The 24658-nt window shown below is 61.9% G+C and carries 25 protein-coding genes; 14 read left to right on the forward strand and 11 right to left on the reverse strand.

All coding sequences use genetic code 11. The features are described 5' to 3' along the window. Positions 1 to 100: 100 nt before the first annotated feature. Positions 101 to 553 (reverse strand): universal stress protein, encoded by a 453-nt coding sequence (locus ACK4FZ_RS01880; RefSeq protein ID WP_409818034.1) that lies wholly within the window; start codon positions 551 to 553, stop codon positions 101 to 103. A gap of 110 nt (positions 554 to 663) precedes the next feature. Between ACK4FZ_RS01880 and ACK4FZ_RS01885 the strand changes: the two genes are divergently transcribed. The 4 genes from ACK4FZ_RS01885 (at position 664) to ACK4FZ_RS01900 (ending at position 3345) form a co-directional block, all read left to right on the forward strand. Next, positions 664 to 1110, forward strand: a complete 447-nt coding sequence (locus tag ACK4FZ_RS01885) for a thioesterase family protein (RefSeq protein WP_409818035.1) — start codon at positions 664 to 666, stop codon at positions 1108 to 1110. Beyond that, on the forward strand, positions 1107 to 1523 hold the full coding sequence (locus ACK4FZ_RS01890; RefSeq protein ID WP_409818036.1) for a hypothetical protein: 417 nt from the start codon (positions 1107 to 1109) through the stop codon (positions 1521 to 1523). Before ACK4FZ_RS01885 ends, ACK4FZ_RS01890 begins: the two co-directional genes overlap by 4 nt. A gap of 74 nt (positions 1524 to 1597) precedes the next feature. Then, positions 1598 to 2449, forward strand: a complete 852-nt coding sequence (locus ACK4FZ_RS01895; RefSeq protein ID WP_409818037.1) for an AAA family ATPase — start codon at positions 1598 to 1600, stop codon at positions 2447 to 2449. Beyond that, complete coding sequence (locus tag ACK4FZ_RS01900; protein ID WP_409818038.1) at positions 2449 to 3345, forward strand: tyrosine recombinase XerC; 897 nt, start codon at positions 2449 to 2451, stop codon at positions 3343 to 3345. The genes ACK4FZ_RS01895 and ACK4FZ_RS01900 overlap by 1 nt, the downstream gene beginning before the upstream one ends. 86 nt (positions 3346 to 3431) lie before the next feature. Here the strand turns inward: ACK4FZ_RS01900 and ACK4FZ_RS01905 are convergent, their stop codons facing one another. The 7 genes from ACK4FZ_RS01905 to orn all read right to left on the reverse strand — a co-directional run bounded on the left by ACK4FZ_RS01905 (position 3432) and on the right by orn (position 11234). Then, positions 3432 to 4379, reverse strand: coding sequence for an ABC transporter permease (locus tag ACK4FZ_RS01905; protein ID WP_409818039.1), 948 nt, complete (start codon positions 4377 to 4379; stop codon positions 3432 to 3434). Positions 4380 to 4389: 10 nt separating this feature from the next. Then, positions 4390 to 5490: an ABC transporter permease gene (locus tag ACK4FZ_RS01910; RefSeq protein WP_409818040.1), complete on the reverse strand. Its 1101-nt coding sequence runs from the start codon at positions 5488 to 5490 to the stop codon at positions 4390 to 4392. After that, positions 5487 to 7010: an ABC transporter ATP-binding protein gene (locus ACK4FZ_RS01915; RefSeq protein WP_409818041.1), complete on the reverse strand. Its 1524-nt coding sequence runs from the start codon at positions 7008 to 7010 to the stop codon at positions 5487 to 5489. Before ACK4FZ_RS01915 ends, ACK4FZ_RS01910 begins: the two co-directional genes overlap by 4 nt. A 310-nt stretch (positions 7011 to 7320) precedes the next feature. Continuing rightward, positions 7321 to 8313: a BMP family protein gene (locus ACK4FZ_RS01920; protein WP_409818042.1), complete on the reverse strand. Its 993-nt coding sequence runs from the start codon at positions 8311 to 8313 to the stop codon at positions 7321 to 7323. Between the two features lie 241 nt (positions 8314 to 8554). Further along, entirely contained in the window at positions 8555 to 9040 is a 486-nt protein-coding gene (locus ACK4FZ_RS01925) for a CinA family protein (RefSeq protein ID WP_409818043.1), read from the reverse strand. Continuing rightward, the gene (pgi, locus tag ACK4FZ_RS01930; RefSeq protein ID WP_409818044.1) at positions 9030 to 10679 is read right to left on the reverse strand and encodes a glucose-6-phosphate isomerase; all 1650 of its coding nucleotides are present in this window, start codon (positions 10677 to 10679) and stop codon (positions 9030 to 9032) included. The genes ACK4FZ_RS01925 and pgi overlap by 11 nt, the downstream gene beginning before the upstream one ends. A gap of 9 nt (positions 10680 to 10688) precedes the next feature. After that, a complete protein-coding gene (gene orn / locus ACK4FZ_RS01935) occupies positions 10689 to 11234 on the reverse strand; it encodes an oligoribonuclease (RefSeq protein ID WP_144371609.1) in 546 nt (181 codons plus the stop codon). A 65-nt stretch (positions 11235 to 11299) separates the two neighbouring features. On the opposite strand from orn, the gene ACK4FZ_RS01940 reads away from it, so the two are divergent. The 5 genes from ACK4FZ_RS01940 (at position 11300) to ACK4FZ_RS01960 (ending at position 15217) form a co-directional block, all read left to right on the forward strand. Continuing rightward, positions 11300 to 12553 carry a M48 family metallopeptidase gene (locus tag ACK4FZ_RS01940; RefSeq protein ID WP_409818045.1) on the forward strand — a complete coding sequence of 418 codons (1254 nt, stop codon included), beginning with the start codon at positions 11300 to 11302 and terminating at the stop codon, positions 12551 to 12553. Continuing rightward, positions 12540 to 12866: a 4a-hydroxytetrahydrobiopterin dehydratase gene (locus ACK4FZ_RS01945; RefSeq protein WP_409818046.1), complete on the forward strand. Its 327-nt coding sequence runs from the start codon at positions 12540 to 12542 to the stop codon at positions 12864 to 12866. Before ACK4FZ_RS01940 ends, ACK4FZ_RS01945 begins: the two co-directional genes overlap by 14 nt. After that, complete coding sequence (gene rsgA, locus ACK4FZ_RS01950) at positions 12863 to 13732, forward strand: ribosome small subunit-dependent GTPase A (RefSeq protein WP_409818047.1); 870 nt, start codon at positions 12863 to 12865, stop codon at positions 13730 to 13732. The genes ACK4FZ_RS01945 and rsgA overlap by 4 nt, the downstream gene beginning before the upstream one ends. Before the next feature lie 123 nt (positions 13733 to 13855). Beyond that, on the forward strand, positions 13856 to 14593 hold the full coding sequence (locus ACK4FZ_RS01955) for a beta-ketoacyl-ACP reductase (protein ID WP_144371605.1): 738 nt from the start codon (positions 13856 to 13858) through the stop codon (positions 14591 to 14593). Between the two features lie 138 nt (positions 14594 to 14731). Next, positions 14732 to 15217 carry a GAF domain-containing protein gene (locus ACK4FZ_RS01960; RefSeq protein ID WP_144371604.1) on the forward strand — a complete coding sequence of 162 codons (486 nt, stop codon included), beginning with the start codon at positions 14732 to 14734 and terminating at the stop codon, positions 15215 to 15217. Here ACK4FZ_RS01960 and ACK4FZ_RS01965 read toward each other — a convergent pair. Next, positions 15206 to 16264, reverse strand: coding sequence for a DNA-binding protein (locus ACK4FZ_RS01965; protein WP_409818048.1), 1059 nt, complete (start codon positions 16262 to 16264; stop codon positions 15206 to 15208). The two genes, ACK4FZ_RS01960 and ACK4FZ_RS01965, sit on opposite strands and share 12 nt — an antisense overlap. Positions 16265 to 16403: 139 nt before the next feature. Between ACK4FZ_RS01965 and ACK4FZ_RS01970 the strand changes: the two genes are divergently transcribed. Beyond that, positions 16404 to 17483 carry a tyrosine-type recombinase/integrase gene (locus ACK4FZ_RS01970; protein ID WP_409818049.1) on the forward strand — a complete coding sequence of 360 codons (1080 nt, stop codon included), beginning with the start codon at positions 16404 to 16406 and terminating at the stop codon, positions 17481 to 17483. A gap of 64 nt (positions 17484 to 17547) precedes the next feature. Here ACK4FZ_RS01970 and ACK4FZ_RS01975 read toward each other — a convergent pair whose 3' ends face one another. Beyond that, complete coding sequence (locus ACK4FZ_RS01975) at positions 17548 to 17925, reverse strand: hypothetical protein (RefSeq protein ID WP_409818050.1); 378 nt, start codon at positions 17923 to 17925, stop codon at positions 17548 to 17550. Positions 17926 to 18115: 190 nt separating this feature from the next. Between ACK4FZ_RS01975 and ACK4FZ_RS01980 the strand changes: the two genes are divergently transcribed. The 4 genes from ACK4FZ_RS01980 (at position 18116) to ACK4FZ_RS01995 (ending at position 22875) form a co-directional block, all read left to right on the forward strand. Next, positions 18116 to 19252 carry an imelysin family protein gene (locus tag ACK4FZ_RS01980; protein ID WP_409818051.1) on the forward strand — a complete coding sequence of 379 codons (1137 nt, stop codon included), beginning with the start codon at positions 18116 to 18118 and terminating at the stop codon, positions 19250 to 19252. 76 nt (positions 19253 to 19328) lie between these two features. Beyond that, positions 19329 to 20744: a di-heme oxidoredictase family protein gene (locus ACK4FZ_RS01985; protein WP_409818052.1), complete on the forward strand. Its 1416-nt coding sequence runs from the start codon at positions 19329 to 19331 to the stop codon at positions 20742 to 20744. Between the two features lie 54 nt (positions 20745 to 20798). Further along, positions 20799 to 21809, forward strand: a complete 1011-nt coding sequence (locus ACK4FZ_RS01990) for an imelysin family protein (RefSeq protein ID WP_409818053.1) — start codon at positions 20799 to 20801, stop codon at positions 21807 to 21809. Continuing rightward, on the forward strand, positions 21799 to 22875 hold the full coding sequence (locus ACK4FZ_RS01995; protein WP_409818054.1) for a DUF1513 domain-containing protein: 1077 nt from the start codon (positions 21799 to 21801) through the stop codon (positions 22873 to 22875). Before ACK4FZ_RS01990 ends, ACK4FZ_RS01995 begins: the two co-directional genes overlap by 11 nt. Positions 22876 to 23482: 607 nt before the next feature. On the opposite strand, the gene ACK4FZ_RS02000 is transcribed toward ACK4FZ_RS01995, so the two are convergent. Next, a complete protein-coding gene (locus ACK4FZ_RS02000; protein ID WP_409818055.1) occupies positions 23483 to 24622 on the reverse strand; it encodes a GGDEF domain-containing protein in 1140 nt (379 codons plus the stop codon). Positions 24623 to 24658 lie beyond the last annotated feature (36 nt).

Genomic DNA, 24658 nt, shown 5'->3' on the forward strand with positions numbered 1-24658 from the left:
CAAGCCCGGCCATAACGCCGGGCTTTTTCATGAGCAAATGTTCCCTGCAAAACAAAACCCGGCACAATGGCCGGGTTGTCAGGCCTGCATCAGCCAGAACTCAGTCATCCCCCAGGTTGCGCAGCAACAGCACCGGCACATCCGCCTGCTTCAGCACCCCCTCCGCCACACTGCCCATCAGCAAGTGCATCAATCCACCCAAGCCATGCGTGCCCATCACCATCAGATCAGCCCCCCAGTCGTTGGCATCCTCCACGATGACGCTGGCAATGCGATCACCCCAGCTTTCCAGTATCTTGGATTCCACTACCACACCACAAGCCGCAGCCTTTGCCACATTGGCAGAAAGTACCTGCTCTCCGGCTTGTTTGATGGAAGCCTGCAACTCGGCGGCATCCAGAAACTCGGCACCACCCCAGCCAAACTGCGCCAGGTCGACCACATGTACCAAGCGCAGGACCGCACCCACTTCTGCGGCCAACCTGCAGGCCTCAGTTAAAGCGATTGCCGACGTAGCACTGTCATCTACCGGCACATAAATACGCTGATACATATCCCCTCCTGTTCCCATGCCCGAACTGCAGTCTAGCGCAAGCCCCATGCCGAGCATTGATAAAGATTAAGCGCAAGCGCACTATTACATCAATGGAATAAGGAACCAACATGCCACGCTTAAGCATAGACCTGCCCACCACCCTGTTGTTTCACACTACCATCGACATCAGCATTGCCGACATCAACTATGGCGGCCACGTTGGCAACGATGCGGCGTTGCGCTTGGCGCACGAAACGCGCGTGCGCTGGTTGGCTTCGATGGATTACACCGAGCTAAATATCGAAGGCTTCGGTATCATCGTTAGCGACGCTGCGGTAATGTACAAGGCTGAAGTGTTTTACGGCGACAAGCTAACGCTGTCGCTAGGCCTTGCCGACCACAACAAATACGGCTTTGACATCGTTTATACCGCCCAAAGTGGCAATACCGGACAGGAAGTACTGCGCATCAAGACCGGCGTGGTGTTTTTTGACTACCAGCAACGAAAAATCGCTGCCGCGCCTGCTGCCTTTCTGCACAGGGCCAGCGCAGCAACACAAGGAGACGCGCCATGAAAAAATACGCGCCAAACAGCCCGGAAGCCCTCGCCCGCATTCTTGCCATGTTCATGATTACCGACGGCAACATGGACCCGCGCGAAATCGAAACCCTGGAAAACCTGCACGTCTATGAACTGCTGAACCTCAGCCGCAAGGACTTCATCAAGGTTCTGGTAGAGTACTGCAACGACATCTCTGACGAGGCTGATGAAGACGGCACCATCCACCTGTTGGCCTCCGAGCGCACCAACATCATCCTGGACGGTGTCACCGAACGCAGCAAGCGCATCATCTGCTGCGCGCTGGCGCTGGACATTTGCAAATCGGACAATACAATCAGTGATCCGGAAATGCTGCTGCTGCGTCACATGATGCACTACTGGCACATCACGCTGGACGACCTGCAGGCCGAACTGGCCCGCAACTAAGGCCCAGCCCGCACCGCAGCCGCCGCCAGGCGGCTGTTTGCTTTTCTGCGCACAAAAACAACACAGGCTAAACCATGACTACCCGCTTCAACGGCACCGACCACTACATCGCCACCGACGACTTGATGATGGCCGTCAACGCCGCCATCACCCTGCAACGCCCGCTGCTGGTAAAAGGCGAGCCCGGCACCGGCAAGACCATGCTGGCCGAAGAAATCGCCCGCGCGCTGGGCAAACAGCTGATCGTGTGGCCGATCAAATCCACCACCAAGGCGCAACACGGCCTGTACGAGTACGACGCTGTCTCGCGCTTGCGCGACTCACAGCTGGGTGACGAAAAAGTCCACGACATCCGCAACTACATCCGCCAGGGCAAGCTGTGGCAGGCCTTCTGCAGCGACGAGCAGGCCATTTTGCTGATCGACGAGATCGACAAGGCCGATATCGAATTCCCGAACGACCTGCTACGCGAGCTGGACCAGATGGAATTCTTCGTGCACGAAACCCAGGAATTCGTGCGCGCCCGCCACCGCCCCATCATCATCATTACGTCCAATAACGAGAAAGAGCTGCCAGACGCCTTCCTGCGTCGCTGCTTCTTCCATTACATCCGTTTTCCGGACCGCGACACGCTGGAAGCCATCGTCCGCGTCCACTACCCGGACCTGCGGCAGCAGCTGGTCAGCGAAGCGCTGGAGGTGTTCATCGGCATCCGCGAGCTGAACGGCCTGAAGAAAAAACCCACCACCTCGGAGCTGCTGGACTGGTTGAAACTGCTGGACAGCGAAAGCATCAGCGAAGCACAGCTGCGCCAGCAGCGCGACAGCAACAGCCCGCCGCCACTGGCCGGCGCGCTGCTGAAGAACGAACAGGACGTCCACCTGTTCGAGCGCTTGATGCAGATGGCCCGGATGCGTCGCAACTGATGGACGCGCACTGGCAAGCCCTGATCGACGCCTACGACGACCAGCTCAGGTTGGCCGCACGCAGCGAGCACACCCGCATCGCCTACCGTCGCGACCTCACCCGGCTGGCCGGCCTGCTGGGCAACACTCCGCCGCAAGACACCGACGGCCCTGCCATCCAGCGCGCACTGGGCGTACTGCGCCGCGAAGGGCTGTCGCCGCGCACGCTGGCGCGCATGCTATCCACCTGGCGCAGCCTGTTTGAATGGATGATTCGTCGCGAGTGGCTGCAGGCTAACCCGTGCGCCGGCGTGCGCGCCCCACGCGCCGGCCAGCGCCTGCCCAAGACCCTGAGCGTGGATAGCGCCATGCAGCTGCTGGACGCCCCCGCCGAAGACGCGCACGAGGTACGCGACGCGGCCATCTTCGAGCTGATGTACTCGTCCGGCCTGCGGCTCTCGGAAACCGTGTCGCTGGACGTGGCCGACATCGACCTGCAAGAAGCGCTGCTGAAAGTACACGGCAAGGGTAACCGCGAGCGCATATTGCCGGTTGGCCGCCAAGCCATTGAAGCGCTGCGGCGCTGGCTGCCACTGCGCCAGGCGGCGGAGGGTGAAGCCGCGCTGTTCGTATCGCAAAAAGGCACCCGCATCAGCAGCCGGCAGCTGGCGCGACGCCTCGGTCGCTGGGCGCTGCATAGCGGCAGCGAACAGCACGTGCACCCGCACATGCTGCGCCACTCGTTTGCCAGCCACATGCTGCAATCGTCCGGCGACCTGCGGGCGGTGCAAGAGCTACTGGGCCACGCCAACCTGGCCACTACCCAGATCTACACCAGCCTGGACTTCCAGCACCTGGCCAAGGTGTACGACACCGCCCACCCGCGCGCCAAACTCGACGACAAAGACAAGCAGTAAGGCGCTGTCGCCATGGGCACCCCGCCCCACAAAGAAAAACCCCTGCCACACGGCAGGGGTTTTTGCATACGCGGCCTGCGGCCAACTTAGCGCGATTTCACGAACGGGATGCCGATCGCCTTCGGCGCAACGGCCTTGCCCATGAAGCCGGCCAGCAGCACCACCGTCAGCACGTACGGCAGCGCCTGAATGAAGGCATCGGGAATGCTGCCCACCAGCGGCAGCTCGGTACCCTGCAAACGGATCTGGATGGCGTCGGTAAAGGCAAAGATCAGGCAACCCAGCACCGCGGTCCACGGCCGCCACTTGCCAAAGATCAACGCCGCCAGCGCCAGGTAGCCCTTACCGGCGGTCATGTCCTGGATAAAGGCACCGGTCTGCGCCAGCACCAGGTAGGCACCGGCAATGCCGCACAGCGAGCCGCCGATGGCCTGGGCGATGAAACGCACGCCCTTCACGCTGATACCGGCCGCATCTGCCGCATGCGGGTTTTCACCCACCGCACGCAGGCGCAGGCCGAAACGGCTCTTGTACACCACCCAGCTCACCACGAAGATCACGGCCAGCGCGATGTAGACCAGAATATTGTGACCGAAGAAGGTCTTCAGTACCGGGCTGTGCGCGATGGTGTCGGCAAACGGCAAATCCACCGCCGTGAAACGCGCCTCATCCGACAGCGTCGGAGTACGGCCACCTTGCTGGAACCAGGCCAGCGCCAGCACCGGCGTCACGCCGGAGACCATCATGTTGATGGCCACGCCGGAAATCAGCTGGTTACCGTTATAGGTAATGGCAACCACGCCGTGCAGCAGCGCCACCATCACGCCGGCAGCCATGCCGGCGACCAGACCAGCCCACGGCGACTGAGCCATATAGGCCACACAGGCAGCCGCAAACGCGGCGGCCAACATCTTGCCCTCCAGCGCCAGGTCCACTACGCCGGAGCGCTCCGAAAACAGGCCAGCCAGCGCCGCCAGTACCAGCGGGGTACTCACGCGCAGGGTGGCATCCAGCACACTGAAAATCATGTCCATGGCGTGCTCCTTACTTATTGCTCATGATGCGCTTGAACGCAGCCGACAGCGGGGTCTGGAACAGGTTTTCCAGCGCGCCGCAGAACAGGATGATCAGACCCTGGGTAAAGATGATCATCTCGCGGGTGATGGCCGGTTTCTCGAACGACAGGTCGAGGCCACCCTGGGTCAGTGCGCCGAACAGCAAGGCCGACAGCAGAATGCCCACCGGATGGTTACGCCCCATCAGTGCCACCGCGATACCGACAAAGCCGATACCGTTGGTGAAGCCCATGTTCATGCGGTGGGTGGAACCCAGCAGCTCGTTGATGGCCGCCAGGCCCGCCAGCGCGCCAGACACGCACATCACGGCGATGATCACCTTGTCTACCGGAATGCCGGCATAGCGCGCGGCTTTCTCGTTCAGGCCCACGGTACGGGTGACAAAGCCTTTCGGGCTATGCCACACCACCAGGTAGAACAGCACCAGCGCGATCAGCGCCAGGAAGAAGCTGGCGTTCAGCGGGGTATTCGGCAGTTCAAAACCTAGCGGCGCAAACAGCTCGTGCAACATCGGCACCCAGGCGCTCTCGGCAAACTCACGAGTCGCCGGGGTTTGCGAGCCCTCCATACGCAACTTGTCTACCAGCAACCAGGTCATCAGCGCGCTGGCGATGAAGTTGAACATGATGGTGGTCACTACGATGTGGCTGCCGCGCTTGGCCTGCAAATAGCCCGGCACCAGCGCCCACGCCCCGCCAAACAGCACGGCGGCCAACATGGCCAACGGAATCACCACCCAGGCGGGCAAAAAGTCGAACTGCAGGCAGACCAGAGTAACCCCCAGGCCAGCCAGGTACATCTGGCCTTCTCCACCAATATTGAACAGGCCGGCATGAAACGCCGCCGCCACTGCCAGACCGGTAAAAATGAAGCTGGTGGTGTAGAACAGCGTATAGCCTATCCCCTCCGGGTAACCGAACGCCCCGTTTATCATCAGTTTCAGGCACTCGATCGGGTCTTCGCCGATCAGCGCAATCACCAGGCCCGATACAAACAGTGCCGCAAACAGGTTCAGCAGCGGCAGCAGCCACAGGCTGGCCCAGCGCGGCATATTGGCTGGCTGACTCATTTATGTCCCCCCATCAACAAACCCAGCGACGTAGCGGTGGCCTCAGCCGCCGGCAACTCGCCAGAAATGGCGCCCGCATTCATCACGATGATGCGGTCGCTCAATGCCATGATCTCGTCCAGCTCCACCGACACCAGCAGCAGCGCCTTGCCTTCATCCCGCAACTGCATCAGCCGTTTGTGAATGAATTCGATCGCACCAATGTCCACGCCACGCGTGGGCTGGCCAATCAGCAGCAGGTCCGGATTAGCCTGGATTTCGCGCGCCAGGATTACTTTCTGCTGGTTACCGCCCGAGAACAGGCCGATACGGCGATGCGTCAGCGCCGGGCGCACGTCGAACTCTTCAATGAAGCGACGGCAACGCTCGATGATGGCCTGGCGCTTGAACAGGAAGCGGCCGGCAATGCTCTTGTCGTTGTGGTAGCCGAGGATGGCGTTTTCGAAAGTCATGAAATCCTTCACCATGCCTTCGCGTGAACGGTCTTCCGGAATATGGGCAATACCCAGCTTGCGGTACACCGCTGCCTTGGGCTCGGCGCTTTTCAGCGTAGTGAGTTCTTGCCCCTTGAAGCGTACCGAGCCGGACGTCGCTTCGCGCATGCCGGACAGCACTTCCAGCAGTTCGGACTGGCCATTGCCGGACACGCCGGCAATGCCGACGATCTCGCCGGCGCGCAGCTCGAAACCGATATCCTTCAGCAAGGCTACGCCGCGTCCGTCTACCAGATTCAGCCCGGACACCGACAGCACGGTATCGCCCAGCTTGGGCGGTGCCTTGTCCAGCTGCAGGTTCACCTTGCGGCCAACCATCAGATCGGCCAGGTCTTCCTTGGTCACATCGGCAGTGCGCACCTGGCCCACGATCTCGCCACCACGCATGACGGTTACGTCGTCGGTGATGTCCATCACTTCACGCAGCTTGTGGGTGATCAGGATCACGGTCTTGCCCTGCTCGCGCAGCAGACGCAGGATGCGGAACAGGTCGTCGGCTTCCTGCGGCGTCAGCACCGCAGTCGGCTCGTCCAGGATCAGCACATCAGCACCGCGGTACAGCGTTTTCAGGATTTCGACACGCTGTTGCGTGCCCACCCCCAGCTCACCCACGACCGCGTCCGGGTCGACTTGCAGGCCGTAGTCGCGATTCAGTTTTTCCAGGTGCGCGCGCGCTGCCGTCAGGCTGCTGTCCAGCTTGATACCAGCCTCGGCGCCCAGCACGATGTTTTCCAGCACGGTAAACGGATCCACCAGCATGAAGTGCTGGTGTACCATGCCGATCCCCAGGCCAATGGCAGCCTGCGAGGAACGGATACGCTCCGCCTTGCCGTTAATCTTGATGGTGCCGGAGTCCGCTTGGTAATAACCGTAGATGATGCTCATCAGCGTGGACTTGCCAGCCCCGTTTTCGCCGATGATGCCGTGAACGGTACCCTTGCGCACCCCGAAAGTAATGTTCTTATTGGCGTGCACTTCACCGAAGTGTTTATTGACGCCAATGAGCTCGATGGCTAGTTCGGCCATGATATAGTCGCTCTCGGTTAAAAATGCCGCTTCAGCCAGCTGCCGTCGCGAATCGCAACATGCTGCCTGCTTGGAAGCCATTTGAAATCGCCGAAGGCGGCACGCTTGCCGCCTTCTCCTCCTGTGCCGGCCCAGGTCAACCCTTCCGGCAAACCGACTCTCCGGCACGGAGAATCACGCCATCACCGCAACGCACACCTTCAACACGACAGCATGCCTACTATACCGCTGCGGCGGGCACAATAAAGTGCGGCAAGCAGAATGACCTGCTTGCCGCACGCAACGTCTGAACAATCAGACGCTTACAGCCTTATTTTACCGGGCAGCTATTGGCAGCGCGGTAGTCCACCACCTTGATCTTACCGGCGATGATGTCTTTTTTGGCCTGATTGATTTTGGCTTCCATATCCTTGGTGATCAGCTTGCGGTTATGGGTATCCAGCGCCCAGTCCACACCGCCTTCTTTCAAGCCCATGGTCACTACACCCGGCTTCCAGGTGCCTTTCTGGCCATCCAGCATCAGCTGGTAAACGGCGTTATCCACACGCTTCAACATGGAGGTCAGCACGAAGCCCGGGAACAGGTGGTTCTGGTTGGAATCCACACCGATACCCAGTTTGTTCTTGTCTTTAGCGGCTTGCAGTACGCCCATGCCGGTACCGCCAGCAGCGTGGAAGACCACGTCTACACCGCGGTCAAACTGGCTGCGTGCCAGCTCGCCGCCACGCGCCGGGTCGTTGAAAGCTTGCGGGGTGGTGCCGGTCATGTTGGAAACCACTTCCACTTTCGGGTCAGCCGCCTTGGCACCCTGGGTGTAACCACAACCAAAGGCGCGGATCAGCGGCACGTCCATGCCACCGATAAAGCCGACTTTCTTGCTCTTGGACGCCAGGGTGGCAGCCATACCCACCAGGTAGGAGCCTTCCTGTTCCTTGAACATCACCGACTGCACGTTGGCACCCTTGGCCACGTCGTCAACGATGGCGAATTTCACTTTCGGAAACTCGGCAGCCACGGTCTGTACGGCTTGGGTGAAGGAGAAACCCACCGCGATCACCAGATCCACATTCTTGCGGGCCAGGTTGCGCAACACCTGTTCTTTCTGAGCTTCGTTAGCGATCTGGGCTTCGCGGTACGCTACGCCAGTGGCTTTCTTGAAACGCTCAGCGCCGGTATAGGCAGCTTCGTTGAAGCTCTTATCGAACTTGCCAGCCTGGTCGTATACCACGGCCGGGGTAAAGGCAAAGCTGGAGGAAGCGGCAAACAGGGCTGCAGCGGCAACGGCAAGGCTCTTCTTGGTCATGAGGTGTTTCTCCCAACGTCGTGTCTGTTTAAGCGGGTGACTCATAGTAGCGACAAATTTGCCGCCGCACACGGTCAACACGGTAAAGGCGGGAATGTAGTGGCTGAACTACCAATACCCCCGCCCTGTTATACAAGCAGGGGCGTGATTATACGCATAGCGTCGCAAGATCACAGCCTCGTTTTTGCATAAACAGCAACCCGACTCAAACCTTGAAGCATATACAAAATGCAAGCCATGCTCAGTACGGCGGTAATGCGTCACGCAACCAAGTCAGGGCAAAACAAGCGGCTTGCTGGCGCACCGCATTGCGATCACCGGAAAAGTGGCAGACTGTAGTTTGCACACTACCTGAATGTGCCATACCAAAACACACGGTACCAACCGGCTTGCCTGGCGTGGCGCCAGCAGGCCCGGCAATACCGGTGACCGACAGCGCCCAATCGGCAGCAGCCAAGCGCATCGCACCTTCAGCCATGGCGGCAGCCACTTGCTCGCTAACCGCACCGTATTGCTGCAACAGGCCGGCCGGCACACCCAGCAGGCGCTGCTTGGCTTCGTTGCTGTAAGTCACCACCGACAGATCAAACCATGCCGAACTACCCGCGATGGCTGTAATGGCAGCAGCGAGCCCCCCGCCGGTACAAGACTCGGCAGTCGTTACCCGTTGACCACATGCCTGCAGGCGCCGTCCGACTTCGGCGGCCAACTGTTGCTCATCCTGCACGGTAAGTCTCCATGAAATGCCGCATCAGGCCTCGTGTAGAGGCATCGTGCACGGCTGGCTGGCCCGCATGCAACTCGGCCAGCACCCGGCTCGCCAGCTGCTTACCGTACTCTACGCCCCATTGGTCGAAAGAATTGACCCCCCACACCACACCTTGCACAAACACCTTGTGCTCATACAGCGCCAGCAGCATGCCGAGGTTGTACGGCGTGACCTTGTCCAGCGCGATGGTGTTGCTGGGCTGATTACCCGGGAACAGCTTTTGCGGCAGCAGGATGTCCAGCTCATCGCCCGACAAGTGCGCCAGTTCCTGCAGCACCTCGGCCTCGGTCTTGCCACGCATCAGGGCCTCGGTTTGCGCCAGGCAGTTGGCTACCAGCACCCGGTGCTGATCGCCCAGCGGGTAGTGGGTATTCATCGCCACGATAAAGTCACACGGCACCAGTCGCGTGCCCTGGTGCAGCAACTGGAAGAAGGCATGCTGGCTGTTGACGCCCTCTTCACCCCATATCACCGGACCCGTGTCGAAATCCAGCCGCTCGCCATAGCGGCCAACCCGCTTGCCGTTGGATTCCATGTCCATCTGCTGGATATGCGCCGGCAGCCGGCGCAGGCCGTGGTCGTACGGCATGATGGCGTGGGTATGGGCACCATAAAAGGTGTTGTACCAGATGCCGATCAGGCCCAGCAGCACCGGCATATTGCGCAGCAGCGGCGTTTCGAAAAAGTGCTGGTCCATACGCGCACCGCCAGCCAGGAAATCGGCAAAATGCTCAGGGCCGATCTGCAACATCACCGGCAGGCCGATGGCCGACCATACTGAATAGCGGCCGCCTACCCAGTCCCAGAAGCCAAACATATTGGCCGGATCGATACCGAACGCCCGCACCGCCGGCTCATTGGTCGACACCGCCACAAAATGGCGGGCGATGTCAGCCTCGCTGGCCGACTGCAAGAACCAGCGCCGCGCCGCCTGAGCGTTCAACAACGTTTCCGGCGTGGCAAACGACTTGGACGCCACGATGAACAGCGTCTGCGCCGGGTCGCACGTGGCCAGCACCTGTGCCAGATGCTGACCATCCACGTTCGACACGTAGTCGAAACGCATGCCCGGCTCGGCATACGGCTTCAGCGCCTCGGCCACCATCAGCGGCCCCAGGTCAGAGCCGCCAATACCGATATTCACCACGTGGCGAATGCGCTGGCCGGTGTAGCCCAGCCATTCGCCGCTGCGCACGCAGCGGGCAAACTGATAGGCACGCTGTAGCACCTGCTGCACCTGCGGCACCACATCAACACCTTCCACCTCCAGGCTGGCCGTGGCCGGCAGCCGCAGCGCGGTGTGCAATACGGCACGCTTCTCGCTGATGTTGATGCGCTCGCCGCGACGCATACGTGCCATCCAGCCGCGCAAATCAGCCGCTTCCGCCAGCTCCACCAGCAACTCCAGCGTGCGCTCGGTCAGCCGGTTCTTGGAATAATCCAGCAACAGGCCGTCCAGCTGCAGCGAATAGCGGTCAAAACGCTGCTCGTCCTGGGCAAACAGCTCTTTCATATGCACGTGCCGGGTGGCACGCTGGTGCTGGTGCAGGCGCGCCCACACCGGGTGTTCGTTAATGAAAGTACGGTCGGTAGACATTCGGCACGGTCAGACTTTGAGGAAGTGTTCGCGGTAGTAACGCAGCTCTTCAATGGATTCCAGGATATCGGCCAGCGCTTCGTGCTTGCCTTTCTTGACCACGCCCTTGGCGATTTCCGGGCGCCAGCGGCGGCACAGCTCTTTCAGCGTGGACACATCCAGGTTGCGATAGTGGAAGTGCTCTTCCAGCTTCGGCATCCAGCGCGCCATGAAGCGGCGATCCTGACAGATGGTATTGCCGCACATCGGCGACTTGCGCGCCGGCACGTACTGCTCCAGAAAGGCCAGCAGTTGCGCTTCGGCCTCAGCCTCGCCCACCGTTGAGGCCTTGACGCGGGCGATCAGGCCGGATTTACCGTGGGTATTCTTGTTCCAGTCGTCCATGGCATCCAGCACGCTGTCGGGCTGATGCACGGCGATCACCGGCGACTCGGCCACCACATTGAGCTGGCTGTCGGTGATGATCATCGCCACTTCGATGATGCGGTCGGTATCGGGATTGAGGCCGGTCATTTCCATGTCCAGCCAGATGAGGTGATTCTGATCTTGCGGCATAATGTTCTGTCTTTCAAAAGTCCGTCATTTTCTGACATTTACCCCATACAGGGCAAACCCGCTTGATGAATGCATTTTCCTGGGCCGTGCTACTAGCCACTGCCGGCAGCCTCTTCACCCAGTGCTGGCTGCAATGGCGCCAGCTGCGCAGCATCGCCCGCCACCGCCATGCGGTACCGGCCGCCTTCCGCAACAGCATCACGCTGGACGAGCACCAGAAAGCCGCCGACTACAGCAGCGCCCGCACCCGGCTACGCATGGCCAGCCTGTGGCTGGACAGCGTGCTCCTGCTGGCGCTGACCTTCGGCGGCGGCATCGCTGCTGCGGCCAACCTTGCCGCCAGCCTCACCGCCCAGCCGCAACTGAGCGGCATGCTGACCATCGCGCTGTGCTTGCTGGCCAGTAGCATCGCCAGCCTGCCGCTGCAGCTGTATGGCACTTTCGTCATAGAGCGCCGCTTTGGCTTCAGCCATGTTTCCGCCCGCTTGTTCATCAGCGACCTGCTGAAATCGCTGCTGCTGGGTGTCCTGCTGGGCGCTCCATTACTGCTGGCGGTACTGTGGCTGATCGACCACGGCGGCCAACTTTTCTGGCTGTGGAGCTGGCTGCTCTGGTGCGCCTTTGCACTGGCACTGAGCTGGGCCTACCCCACGCTGATCGCGCCGCGCTTCAACCGCTTCACCCCGCTATCCGATGCCGCCTTGCAAGACCGCATCCAGGCCTTGCTACAACGCTGTGGCTTTACCAGCAACGGCCTGTTCGTGATGGATGGTTCACGCCGCTCCAGCCACGGTAACGCTTACTTTACCGGCCTGGGCAACAACAAGCGCATCGTCTTCTTCGACACCCTGCTGGACCGGCTGGATCACAGCCAGATCGAAGCGGTACTGGCACACGAACTGGGGCATTTTCACTACGGCCACATCCGCAGCCGCATCGCACTGAGCTTTGCGGGCTCGCTGCTGTTCCTGTGGCTGTTCGGCACCCTGCACCAGCACCCGGGCTTTCTGGCCGGCCTACACACACCCGCCGGCAATAGCGGCGCCAGCCTGATGCTGTTCATGCTATGCGCGCCGGTCATGACGTTCTGGCTGACACCGCTGGGCAGCCTGCTGTCGCGGCGGCACGAGTTCCAGGCCGACGCTTACGCCTGCCGCCACAGCTCGGCGGCCGACTTGATCGCCGCCCTGACGCTGCTTTATCGCGACAACGCAAGCACATTGACACCAGACCCGCTACACTCCGCGTTTTACGACTCGCACCCGCCTGCGAGCCTGCGTATTGCCCGTTTGCAAGGAAACCATCATGAACCTGCTTGAGATGCGCTGCGAAGCGCAACACGGCGCCCACCCGCTGAGCGCCCAAACCGTCACCGAACTGCTGTCGCACCTGCCGGGCTGGCACGTAGAAGGCATCGAACTGGTCAAGACCTTCATGTTTGCCGACTACTACAAGACCATGGCCTTCGTGAACGCCCTGGCGTGGGTTGCCCACGCCGAAGACCACCACCCCGACATGTCGGTGCACTACAACCGTGCCGTCGTGCGCTTCAGCACCCATGACGCCGGCGGCCTGACGCTGAACGACTTCATCTGTGCCGCCAAAGCAGAAGCCCTGCTGCCCGCCGCATGAAGCAGCAAGGCCAGATCATCCGCAGTTACGGTCGCCGCTTCATCGTTGAAACCGGCGGCCGTACTTATGACTGCACCAGCCGCGGCAAGCGTGTGGATTTTGCCTGCGGCGACTTTGTTACCCTCAGCATCATCAACGACGAACAAGCCGTTATCGAACAGGTAGACGAGCGCCACAGCCTGCTGTATCGCCAGGACGAGTGGCGTACCAAGCTGATTGCGGCCAACGTTACCCGCATCCTGTTCGTCACTGCCGCCGTACCCAGCCCTAGCGAAGAGCTGCTCAACCGCTGCCTGCTGGCCGCCGAGGCCGCCGATATCGAGCCGGTGATCCTGATCAACAAGAGCGACCTGCCGGAAACCGCTGCCTGGCTGGACAAGCTGCGCCCGTACGAAGCACTGGGCTACCGCCTGCACGTAGTCAGCGCGCGCGAGGACGTCAGCAGCCTGCGCCAGCTGTTGCAAGGGCACACCAGCGTCTTTGTCGGACAATCCGGCATGGGAAAATCCACGCTTACCAATGCGCTGCTACCTGAAGCCGCTGCCCGCGTTGGCGACATTTCGGTTGCGCTGGACTCAGGCAAGCACACCACTACCCACGCCGCGCTGTACCACCTGGACGGCGACAGCCATCTGATCGACTCGCCCGGCCTGCAGGAATTCGGCGTTGGTCACATTGCTGCTACGGCCTTGCCGGCCTTGTTTCCCGAAGTGCGCCCCTATATCGGCCAGTGCCGCTTCCACAACTGCACGCACCGCATGGAACCGTCGTGCGCCATCAAACAAGCGTGCGACGATGGTCACATCGCCCCAGCCCGCCTTGAGCTGCTGCAGAAACTGGTGACGCAGGCAATCAATGCAAATTAAATAATATCTATAAGGGAAAACGGCATTTACATTTCATGACGCTGACTCTAATCTGTCATCCAGAAGAAAAATTTCACCAGTAATGTGCTTATCCACATTACATACAGACAAGGAGTCAGCACCATGACCAAACGAATTGCACTGGTAACCGGGGGTATGGGCGGTATCGGCACCGCTATTTGCAAGGCACTGGCACAGTCCGGCCATACCGTGGTCACCACCTACAGCCGCCCGGGCAAAGAGCAAGCCTGGACCGCCGACATGAAAGGCCTGGGCTTCGACGTACACGCCGTGCAATGCGACGTCACCGATTTTGACGCCTGCCAAGCTGCCGTTGCCAAGATCCAGGCCGAGATCGGCCCTATCGATATCGTGGTGAACAACGCCGGCATCACCCGCGACAGCAGCTTCCGCAAACTGGGCAAAACCGACTGGGATGCCGTCATCAGCACCAACCTCGATTCGCTGTTCAACGTGTGCAAACCAGTTGTCGACGGCATGACCGAGCGTGGCTTTGGCCGTATCATTAACATCTCGTCGATCAACGGCCAGAAAGGCCAGTTCGGCCAGACCAACTACTCCGCCGCCAAGGCCGGCATGCACGGCTTCACCATGGCCTTGGCACAGGAAGTGGCGCGCAAGGGCGTGACCGTCAACACCATCAGCCCAGGCTACATCGGCACCGACATGGTGATGGCAGTACCGGAAGACGTGCGTAACAAGATCATTGCCCAGATCCCGGTAGGCCGCCTGGGTCAGCCGGAAGAAATCGCCGGTCTGGTGAACTACCTGGCTTCCGACCTGGCCGGCTTCATCACCGGCGCCGACCTGGCCATCAACGGCGGTCAGCACATGATGTAAGCGCGACGCGTCGCCAAGCAAAGCCGGAGGCCCTGCCCCGGCTTTTTTCATGGCATGCGCTGCCGCGTGCAGCGGCACAGCCGCCGGCTTTTTTGCTATGCTGCCGCCCCACCCCGCATCAAGACAAGGACCCGCCCCATGGCAGAGAACCTGATCATTGCCGGCCAGACCAAGGCCGAGCGCTACGACACGCTGCTACCGCAGGCGTTTGCCCTGATCGACACCGAAACCGACCTGATTGCCGCCATGGCCAATGTGGCCGCCGCCATCCATCACAGCTTCGGCTGGCTGTGGACCGGCTTTTACCTGGTCAAACAGGACGAGCTGGTGCTCGGCCCGTTCCAGGGCCCGATTGCCTGCACCCGTATCCGCAAAGGCAAAGGCGTGTGTGGCAGCGCCTGGCAACAGGCGCAAACGCTGGTGGTGCCGGACGTCGACGCCTTCCCTGGCCACATTGCCTGCTCGTCGCTATCGCGCTCCGAAATCGTGGTACCGCTGCTGGACAGCCACGGCCAGGTGCGCGCCGTACTGGACGTGGACTCGATCGAGCTGGCGTCGTTTGACGACAGCGATCGCGCTGCGCTGGAGCAGATCTGCCAGCGCTTTGCCCGCCTATTCGACTGACAAGCCCAACCAGCCCGCCACCAGCTTGGCCGCCTCCTGCTCCGGCATGGCGGCCAACTTGTCGCGATTAAGTAGCACCAGCTGCTGCCATTGCGGCAAACGCTGCTCGCGCAGAATCTGCAGTTCGGTCTGCGCCGACGAAGCTTGCGCAGCCAGGCCCAGCATCTGCGCCTGGCGCGCCTCGTCCTGTTGCCGCAGGCTGTCACAACGGGCTTCCAGCTCGGCCAACCTGCTAGCGGCCAACTCCTGCTGTGCCGCCGCCTTGCCCAACTCGCGCGCCGTATCGGCCTCTTGCTGCTGACGCAGGCGTCGCGCCTCGTCCAGCTGCACAGACAAAGACGTCAATTGCGCAGCCTGCTGCGTAGCCTGCTGCTTCATCTGCGCCCGCTCCGCCTCCACCTGCTCGTACAAGCGCACGCGCATGCCTTCAAAGCGCTCGTAAGCCAATGCCTCGCGCTGTGCCGCCTCGGCAGCCGCCAGCTGCAGGCGCTCCTCCTGGCGCTGCTCCAGCGCCGCCACCCGCTCGTCGGCGTCTTTTTGCACCAGCAAGGTCTGCGCCCGCGCATCGTCCAGCGAGGCAGTCAGCCCGGCCAGGCTGTCTTCCAGTACCTGACGGCGGCTATTGGCCTCGGCCAGTTGCTGTTGCAATGCATCACCACGTTCACGCTGCTGCGCCAGCTCGCCAGACAGCGACACCAGCTGCGCAGCGCGATCATCCAGCTCACGCTGCGCAGCGGCCAGCTCGGCCACCACTTGCTGTAGTTTCTGCTCTACCTCTTCGCGCAGCGTGGCCAGGTTGCCTTCCGCCACCTCGCACGCCTTCTGCCACAGCTGGCCAAAGGCATCGGCCAGCGCCGGCGGCCAGTCCGGCCGCTTCACCGCCGCCGCATTACGGGCCAGAAACTCCTGCCGCCACTGCTTCAGCGTGTTGTTGATAGTGGTATTGGAGCCGGTACCCAGCCGCGCCCGCACTTCCACCACGGTGGGCCACTCCCCCTCCGACACCAGCTCGAATGCCACCTGCCGAATGCGCGCATAAATATCCATCACACCTCCTTCAACGTTGGCCGCATTGTATCACGCCATCGATATTTATTTTTATTACGTATTACATGTTTTATTTTACACTTTGCCAAATATTTTTCCGATAATTATACTTATCGGAAGTTTCTATCCCGGAATGGCCATGCATTTTCCTGCCACTACCCCACAAAACAGCCTGATCCAGGCCAATAGCGACAGCGAAGCCGTACTGGCCTGGCTGGCCGAGTACGCCCAGCGCCCCGCCACCCTGCGCAGCTACCGCAAAGAAGCCGAACGCTTTCTGCTCTGGCTAGCCAGCCGTGGCCAAACGCTGGCCAGCATCAAACGTGGCGACGTGCACGACTACCGCCGTTTTCTGGCACAACCCCACCCCGCCGCACAATGGATAGGCCCGCCACTACCGCGCAGCCATGCGCAATGGCGGCCGTTCAACGGCCCGCTGTCCGAAGCCAGCATCCAGCACGCTTTTACCATCCTCGGCGGCCTGTATAGCTACCTGAACCACGCCGGCCACCTGGCCGGCAACCCGTTCCGCTTGCACAAGCCGCCACGTGAGCGCAGCCAGCCAGCACTGGAACGTTTTCTGGAACGCGACGCCTGGGCGCACGTGTGCGACACGCTGGCGCAGTTGCCGGACGACAGCGCCCGCGCCATCGCCCAGCGCGAACGCGCACTGTGGGTGTTCAGCCTGCTGTATATGAGCGGCGCCCGACGCAGCGAAGCCAGCCAGGCGGTGATGGGAGATATTTTCGAAAAGCGCGGCCGCTGGTGGTGGCGGGTGAATGGCAAAACGGGGGTAGCCGACATTCCGGTTAGCGACGCACTACTGGCGGCGCTGCAACGCTACCGCCAGCACCTGGGCCTGCCGGCGCTACCCACGCCGGGCGAGACCACACCGCTGATTGGCAAGCTGGCTGGCAGCCAGGCCATGCAACAAGGCATCAGCGACAAAGCGCTGTACCTGATCGTGAAGGAAGTAATGCAACGTGCTGCCGAACGCGCCGAAGAGCCGCTGCGCAGTACCCTGCAGCAAGCCAGTACCCACTGGCTGCGCCACACCGCCGCCAGCCACCAGCTGGACGCCGGACTCAGCCTGCTGATGGTGAGCCAAAACCTGCGCCACCGCAGCATCCAGACCACGCGCCGCTACCTGCACAGCGAAGACGACGCCCGCCACGACGCCATGCAGCTGCTAGAGCTGACACCACCCGGCAAAGCCTGAGCGGCAAAACAGCAGAAGTAGCGATGGCGGCCAACCCTTGATGCCACCCGCCACCGTCCGCCCATCAGGGCTTATCCGGCGCCGCTTTCTTGCGGCTACGCTTGGGCGCCGGCGCTGCCGCCGGCAACAGGAAGTCGGCATCAAACTCGAACAGCGTGCCGGTACGGCCGGTTTGCGACTGACAGGCAATCAGCATGGCGCGATTGATCGCCTCCTTTTTGCTGACACCCCACCATTCGATCATTTTATCCAATGCCTTTTGCGCATCGCGTGACAACTCCACCGTCACCGACAGCTCCTGTAGGCGATTGCGGCGCAGCTCGCGGCTGCGGCGCTTGCGCTCGGCCGGCGTCATGGCGCGCTCGCCCAGCGGCTTGCGCCCGGGCTTGGCCCGCGTGCCGCCGATCAGGTCTATGGTGTAGTGATCGCAAGGGTCTCGCATTGATGGTGTACAGCGTTACTGCGCAAAAAAGGGGCGCAAGGATACCACGAAGACCACACTTCACCCAGCGCCCGCCAGCAGAAAAAGCCGCCACCCCATGAAAATACGCGCATGGCACACGCATTGACGCATCAAATGATAATACTTATCATCAGCACTACTTTTCACAAACCAGACAGAGACACACGTCATGCGCCACACCCTGCTCGCCCTCGCCATCGGTACTGCCCTGCTGGCCCCCGCTTCCTTCGCCGCCGACGTCAGCCGCGCCAGCGTAGTGGAAACTTACAGCCAGATCGTTCTTGCCAGCTACGAGGATTCGCTGCAAGGCGCGCGTGAACTGAAAACCGCCATTGACGCCTTCGTGGCAGCACCGTCCGAAGACACGCTGAACAAGGCCCGCAAAGCCTGGCTGGCCGCACGCGAGCCGTACGGCCAGACCGAAGCATTCCGCTTCTACGGCGGCCCGATTGACGACGCCAAAGGCCCAGAAGGCCAGATCAACGCCTGGCCGCTGGACGAAGCCTACATCGACTACGTGAAAGGCAAGCCGAACGCCGGCATCATCAACAACCGCAAGGTAGCCATTACCAAAGAAAAGCTGTCGTCGCTGAACGAGCGCGGCGGTGAAGAAAACGTATCCACCGGCTGGCACGCCATCGAGTTTCTGCTGTGGGGCCAGGACTTCGACGTCGCTGGCCCGGGCAAACGCAGCTACACCGACTTTGTGGATGGCAAGGCCCCCAACGCAGACCGTCGCCGCCAGTACCTGCAAGTGGCCGCCGAGCTGCTGATCGACGACCTCAGCACCGTCACCAAACAATGGCAAGCCGGTGCCAACAACTACCGCGCCAAGTTTGCCAAGAACCCGGACGCCATCCGCCAGATCATGGTCGGCATCGGCGTGCTGTCGCGTGCCGAACTGGCCGGTGAACGCATGGAAGTGGCGCTGGACAGCCGCAACCAGGAAGACGAACACAGCTGCTTCTCCGACAATACCCACCGCGACATCATCACCAACGCCAAGGGTATCCAGAACGTGTGGCTGGGCGAGTACAAGCGTGTGGATGGCAGCGTGGTAAAAGGTGCCAGCCTGCGTGACCTGGTGGCCGCCAGCAACGCCAAGGCCGCCGAGCGCGTCACCGCCGATATGGAGGCCACCTTGAAGGCAGCCGAAGGCATCCAGGCGCCGTTCGACCAGGAAATCGTCAAGAAAGAAGGCCGCAGCCGCGTACAAGCCACGGTCAACGCATTGAAAAAGCAGGCTAACAGTCTGGTAGAAGCCGCCAAGGCACTGGGCATCAAGAAACTGAACGTCAACGGCTAAACCACACCGCTCACCACCGCCCGCCAGCCCGCCTGCACCCGCAGGCGGGTGTTTGCATTGCACCGGAAAACACTACATGCAAAAAAGATACTTATCCATTGCGGCCACGCTGGGTGGCACTGCTGCGGTACTGGGCACGCTGGGCTTTACCAACGCACCGGAGATCGCCCCGTACCAGGAAGGCGACGAAAAACTGGGCGGCAACACTACGGTGTACGAAGTTGGCCGCAACGCCTTCTCGCTGCCCGCGGCCAACATGGCCAGCGACCGCCAGACCCGCTTCTTTGTCGGCAACTCTTTCTTCAAGAAAGCCTGGGTAGAAGCGCCGTCGTCCACCACTGCCCGCGATGGCCTGGGCCCGCACTTCATCGCCCGCTCCTGCGGCGCCTGCCACGCGCTGGACGGCCGGGGCGCCACGCCCGCGTTTGAAAACGGTCTGCAGGCCGAGCAGCCGATGGCGCTGCTATTCCGTCTGTCCATACCCGGCAAGAACGGCAGCACACTACCCGAACCCACCTACGGCGGCCAGTTCAACAACGACGCCATCCCCGGCGTGAAGCCGGAAGGCAAGGTGTCAATCAGTTATACCGAGTTGCCTGGCCGTTTCCACGACGGCGAAAGCTACAGCCTGCGCCAGCCCAGCTACCACTTCACCGACCTGGGCTACGGCGCCATGCACCCGCAAGTACAAATCTCACCGCGCATCGCGCCGCAAGTAATCGGCCTGGGCTTGCTGGAGGCCATCCGCGAACAGGACATTTTGGCCAATGCCAAGGCACAAGCTGCAGCTGGCCAGGGCATAAGTGGCCGCCCCAACTACGTACATGACGCCTATGCCGGCAAAAAAATGATTGGCCGGTTTGGCTGGAAAGCCAACGTTGCCACCGTCGCGCACCAGAGCGCTGGCGCTTTCCTCGGCGATATCGGCATCACCTCGGCCAAGTTTCCGAAAGAAGAATGCATGCCGGCTCAGCGCGACTGCGTGAAAGCACCGCACGGCGGCAAGCCCGAGATCACCACCAGCAAGATGGACGCCGTCATCTTCTATACCCAGGCACTAGCAGTACCGGCCCAGCGTGACGCCGATACCTTCGAGGTACGCCGCGGCAAGCTACTGTTTAACCAGGCACAGTGCAGCACCTGCCACACACCAAGTTACACCACCGGCAAACTTGCCGGCCTGCCTGAAGTATCGGGTCAGAAGATCAGCCCCTATACCGACCTGCTGCTGCATGATATGGGTCCGGGGCTGGCAGACAACCGCCCGGACGGCCTGGCCAATGGCCGCGAATGGAAAACCCCGCCGCTGTGGGGCATCGGCTTGTTCCAGGACGTGAACGGCCACACCCAGTACCTGCACGACGGCCGTGCACGCAACCTCACCGAAGCCATCATGTGGCACGGCGGTGAAGCGGAAGCGTCCAAACAACGCTTTGCCGCCTTCAGCAAGGCCGACCGCGACGCCGTGCTGCGCTTCCTGAACTCGCTGTAATGCTGTACGCACCTGGCCCTGGCGGCCGGGTGCACCCACCCGACAAGGAAAACCATGTCCCGCCACCTGCTTGCCGGCCTGCTGCTGGCCACCCCGCTGGCGTTTGCTACCAGCCCGGAACAGACCTTTCTCGACACCCTCACCGCACAAACCCTGCTACCACGCTACGCCACCCTGAATACGCAAAGCCGGCAGCTGGCGGCCAGCCTGCAGCAACTGTGCCAGCGCCAGGACGGCGCCAGCCTCACCGCCGCGCGCGAGCAATGGCGCCAGGGCTACCGCAGCTGGATGGCCGTGGCGCCGTTGAACTGGGGCCCCAGTGCCGAACTGCGCAGCCAGCGCGTGATCGCCTTCAAGCCCACCCGCGTAGCGCTGGTGGAGCAAGCGGTCAGCGATGACCTGGGCCGCAGCCAGGAAAGCTACGACGAGGCCGGCGCCGCTGCCAAAGGCTTCACCGCCATCGAATACCTGCTGTTCGAACAGCAAAAGCCGCTGACCGACCCCAAACGCTGCCAATGGCTGCAGCGCACCGGCCAGGAAATCGCCGATCACACCCCGACGCTGCTGAAAAACTGGCAGGATTTTGCGGCCAACGTTGGCCGCAGCGGCCAGGACGGCGCACTGTACGCCAAGCCGGCGCAAGCGCTGGAAGAAGTGGTGAACCTGACGCTGGCCGGCGTCAACGAGATGCACAAGGAACTGTCGCGCCTGCCGCAACAGAAGCCGGAGCTGGTCACCGCGCAGCGTAGCGGCGACGGCAAGGCGCTGGTGAAAGCACAATTTGCGCTGCTGCAAACCGTGCTTACCGGCCCCGACGGCCAGAGCGGCATTGCCGCGCTGTTGGCCGCCAAAGGCCAGCCGGCGCAGGCCAAAGCGCTGGCCGACGCCACCCGCGCCGTCGCCCCCGCGCTGGACAAGCTGCCGGACAACCTGGCCCGCGTCGGCAACAGCGGCCGCGAAAAGCCGGCCGTACAGGCGCTGGAAAAACTGCTGGCACAGATCGAAGGCCCACTGGCCCACACCCTTGACATCACGCTGAGTTTCAATGAATCCGATGGCGACTAAGCTCACCCGCCGCCAGCTGCTGCAGGCCGGCGCACTCACCCTGGCCGCGCTACCGCTGCACAGCCTGGCGGGCGACGCTGCACAGCCGGCCATCATCTCGGCCTGCGACGTTGGCCGCAACCAGCACCGTGCCGGCTTGGTCGGCGCCAGCGGCCTGCTGACGCTGCCCGAGCGCGGCCATCATCTGGAACTGGACCCGGCGCGCCCGGGCGAATGCCTGGTATTTGCCCGCCGCCCCGGCTACCAGATTGCCCGCTTCAACTGGCGCAGCGGCCAGCAGCTGGCCTGGTACGACTACCCGGACAACCGCCACGGCTTCGGCCACGGCATCCTGGCGCACGGCCAGCTGTACACCACCGACAACGATATCGACAGCGGCAACGGCCTGCTCACCATGCGCGACCCGCACACGCTGCTGCCGCTGCGCGAGATGCCCAGCGGCGGCATCGGCCCGCACGAGCTGAAGGCGCTGGACGACGGCACCATCCTGGTAGCCAACGGCGGCATCCTGACGCTGCCGGAAAGCGGCCGCATCAAGCTGAACCGCAACAACATGAAGCCGCAGATCGATATCGTGGACCCGGTGCAAGGCCGCAGCATCGCCAGCTACACGCTGGACGACAAGCGGCTGTCACTGCGCCATCTGGCCCGCATCAACCAGCATGATTTCGCTGTAGCCCTGCAGTACGAAGGCGAAGGTGCCGCGCCGCTGGTAGCGATCTGGAACGCCGAGCAAGGCCTGCGCCTGCTGGACGCACCCGATGCCCTGGCGCTGGCCAGCAACGGCTACGCCGCCAGCGTGGCGGCCGGCGCCGACCGCATTGCCTGCACGGCCACCAAGGGCGACGCCGTGGTGTTCTGGGACGGCAGCGGTCGCTACCTGGGGCACGTGGCGCTAACCAAGCCGGCCGGCATCGCACTCAGCCGCGACCAGCGCCACTTCGTCACCAGCAACGAGCTGGGCGAGATCGTGTGGATAGACAGCCGTACGCTGCAGATCGACCCGCGCCGCAGCCAGCGCTTCCCGGTAAAGTGGGACAACCACCTGAGCCTGGCGTATAGCTGAGCCCGCCCCCGCTACCACGCAAAACCCCAGCCTCGGCTTAATGCCAATCAGTTAACGCTGACAGGCGTTTTTTGGTTAGGGATTTGTTGCGTTGAAGTACGCTAGTGTGTCCGCTATGCGGACGATGATTAGATACCGGTTCCGCCCGGCAGACGGGAAAGGGGGCGGATTGCCGCCCCCTTTTCATTCCCCCGCAACCCGGGGCTGCTCGAAACCCCGTTCAAAATGGCACGCCCCAGGCGCCGCCGAACTCGCTCCTCGCTAACGGCTCGGAGCTCAAACAAATCGGCGTCTTAAAACCTGGGGCGAACCATTTTGACCGGCTCGCGCCAACGGGATGGGTCGCAGCACTCACGCCCTTCTACTTGATGGCCAAGCACATTCGCCTAACTGACTGGCATTACAGCCTCGGCTGGGGTTTGTTTATGCTGTATGCCACGCGCTGCATGTTGTCCTACCTGCCTCTTATTGCCCTGCCAGGCGGCCAACCCTTGCCAGCACGCAGGATGGGTGGAGCGCAGCGCATCACCCTTAGCTTTCGCCAAAGCGATGGGTGACGGCGCCAGCGCCTTCACCCATGCTACGCGCGACCCGCCGCAGAAACGCGCTACGCCGGTTCAGGGCTAGGCGGCGCCGGGTGCACCCGCACGGTATTGCGCCCCGCATGCTTGGCGGCGTACAACGCGCGATCGACACCGGCGAGAAAATCCGCCTCACGCTGCAAGGCTTGCCACTGCCCCAGCCCCAGGCTAACGGTAACGGTCAGCCCGACATCACCCGCCGCTAGCGGCGTAGCGGCAATACTTTGTCGCAATGTGTCGCATGCCGCGTACGCCTGCGTCAGCGTACAGTCGGCCAGCAGGATGGCGAACTCTTCCCCGCCAATACGGCACACCAGATCGGCGGGCCCCACCCCCTGCTGCAAGCGCACGGCCAAGCTGCGCAGCACCTGGTCGCCGGCTTCGTGACCATAGGTGTCGTTGATGTGTTTGAAGTGGTCGATGTCCAGCAACGCCACGCAGAATGGCCGCTGCAACGGCCCACTGACGGTTTGCCATTGCGTCAGCGTCTGGTAGAACACGCGGCGGTTCGCCAGGCCGGTCAGCTCGTCGCTGCTGGCCATTTGCTGGATACGGCGCTCCAGTGCCTCGGAAAAATGGTCACCAGCCAGCAGGGCGATAAACAGGACCAGGGTGCCGGACAGCAACACATTCAGGTACAGCAGCTTGATGGTGGCTGGCCCCAGTGCCTGCACCGCAGCACTGGATGGCCAGGTGAACCATTCAAACAGGCAGAACCAGCCAATGCAGATCAGGCACACGATAGCCATGCCGCGCTTGTCGTGGGTAGGCACCACCAATGGCGTAGTCAGAAAAAAGAACAGGAAGTAATGGTGGCCACCGATTTGCGTGCCCTGCCCGCCCAGAATGCCGGCCAGCACGGTGGCCTGGCAGATCAGGCAGGCTTTCCAGTAGTGCGGCGGGTGGCCGCGACGCTGCAGCCAGTAGAACCAGGCCATGCCCAGCAGCGGGATCGCCGTCATCTTCAAGCTAAGCGTTGCCAGTACCGCATTGCCCAGCCAGGCAAACAACAGGCTGTAGAACAACACCATCGTCAGCACCAGCACCGGGACGGCATTGGTGACGTATTGCCGCCTGCGAACGGCGCCGCTAAGCGCCGGATCTACGCCCATTTGCAGCCAGGACCAGGCCCGCTGTTGCCATGCCGTGCTTGAGTACAGGTTCATGCGGTGCGCTTCAGGAGGGGTCGGATAACAATCACT

Origin of the sequence: Vogesella sp. (assembly GCF_046297735.1) — a bacterium.
In the GTDB taxonomy this organism is placed as follows: domain Bacteria; phylum Pseudomonadota; class Gammaproteobacteria; order Burkholderiales; family Chromobacteriaceae; genus Vogesella; species Vogesella urethralis.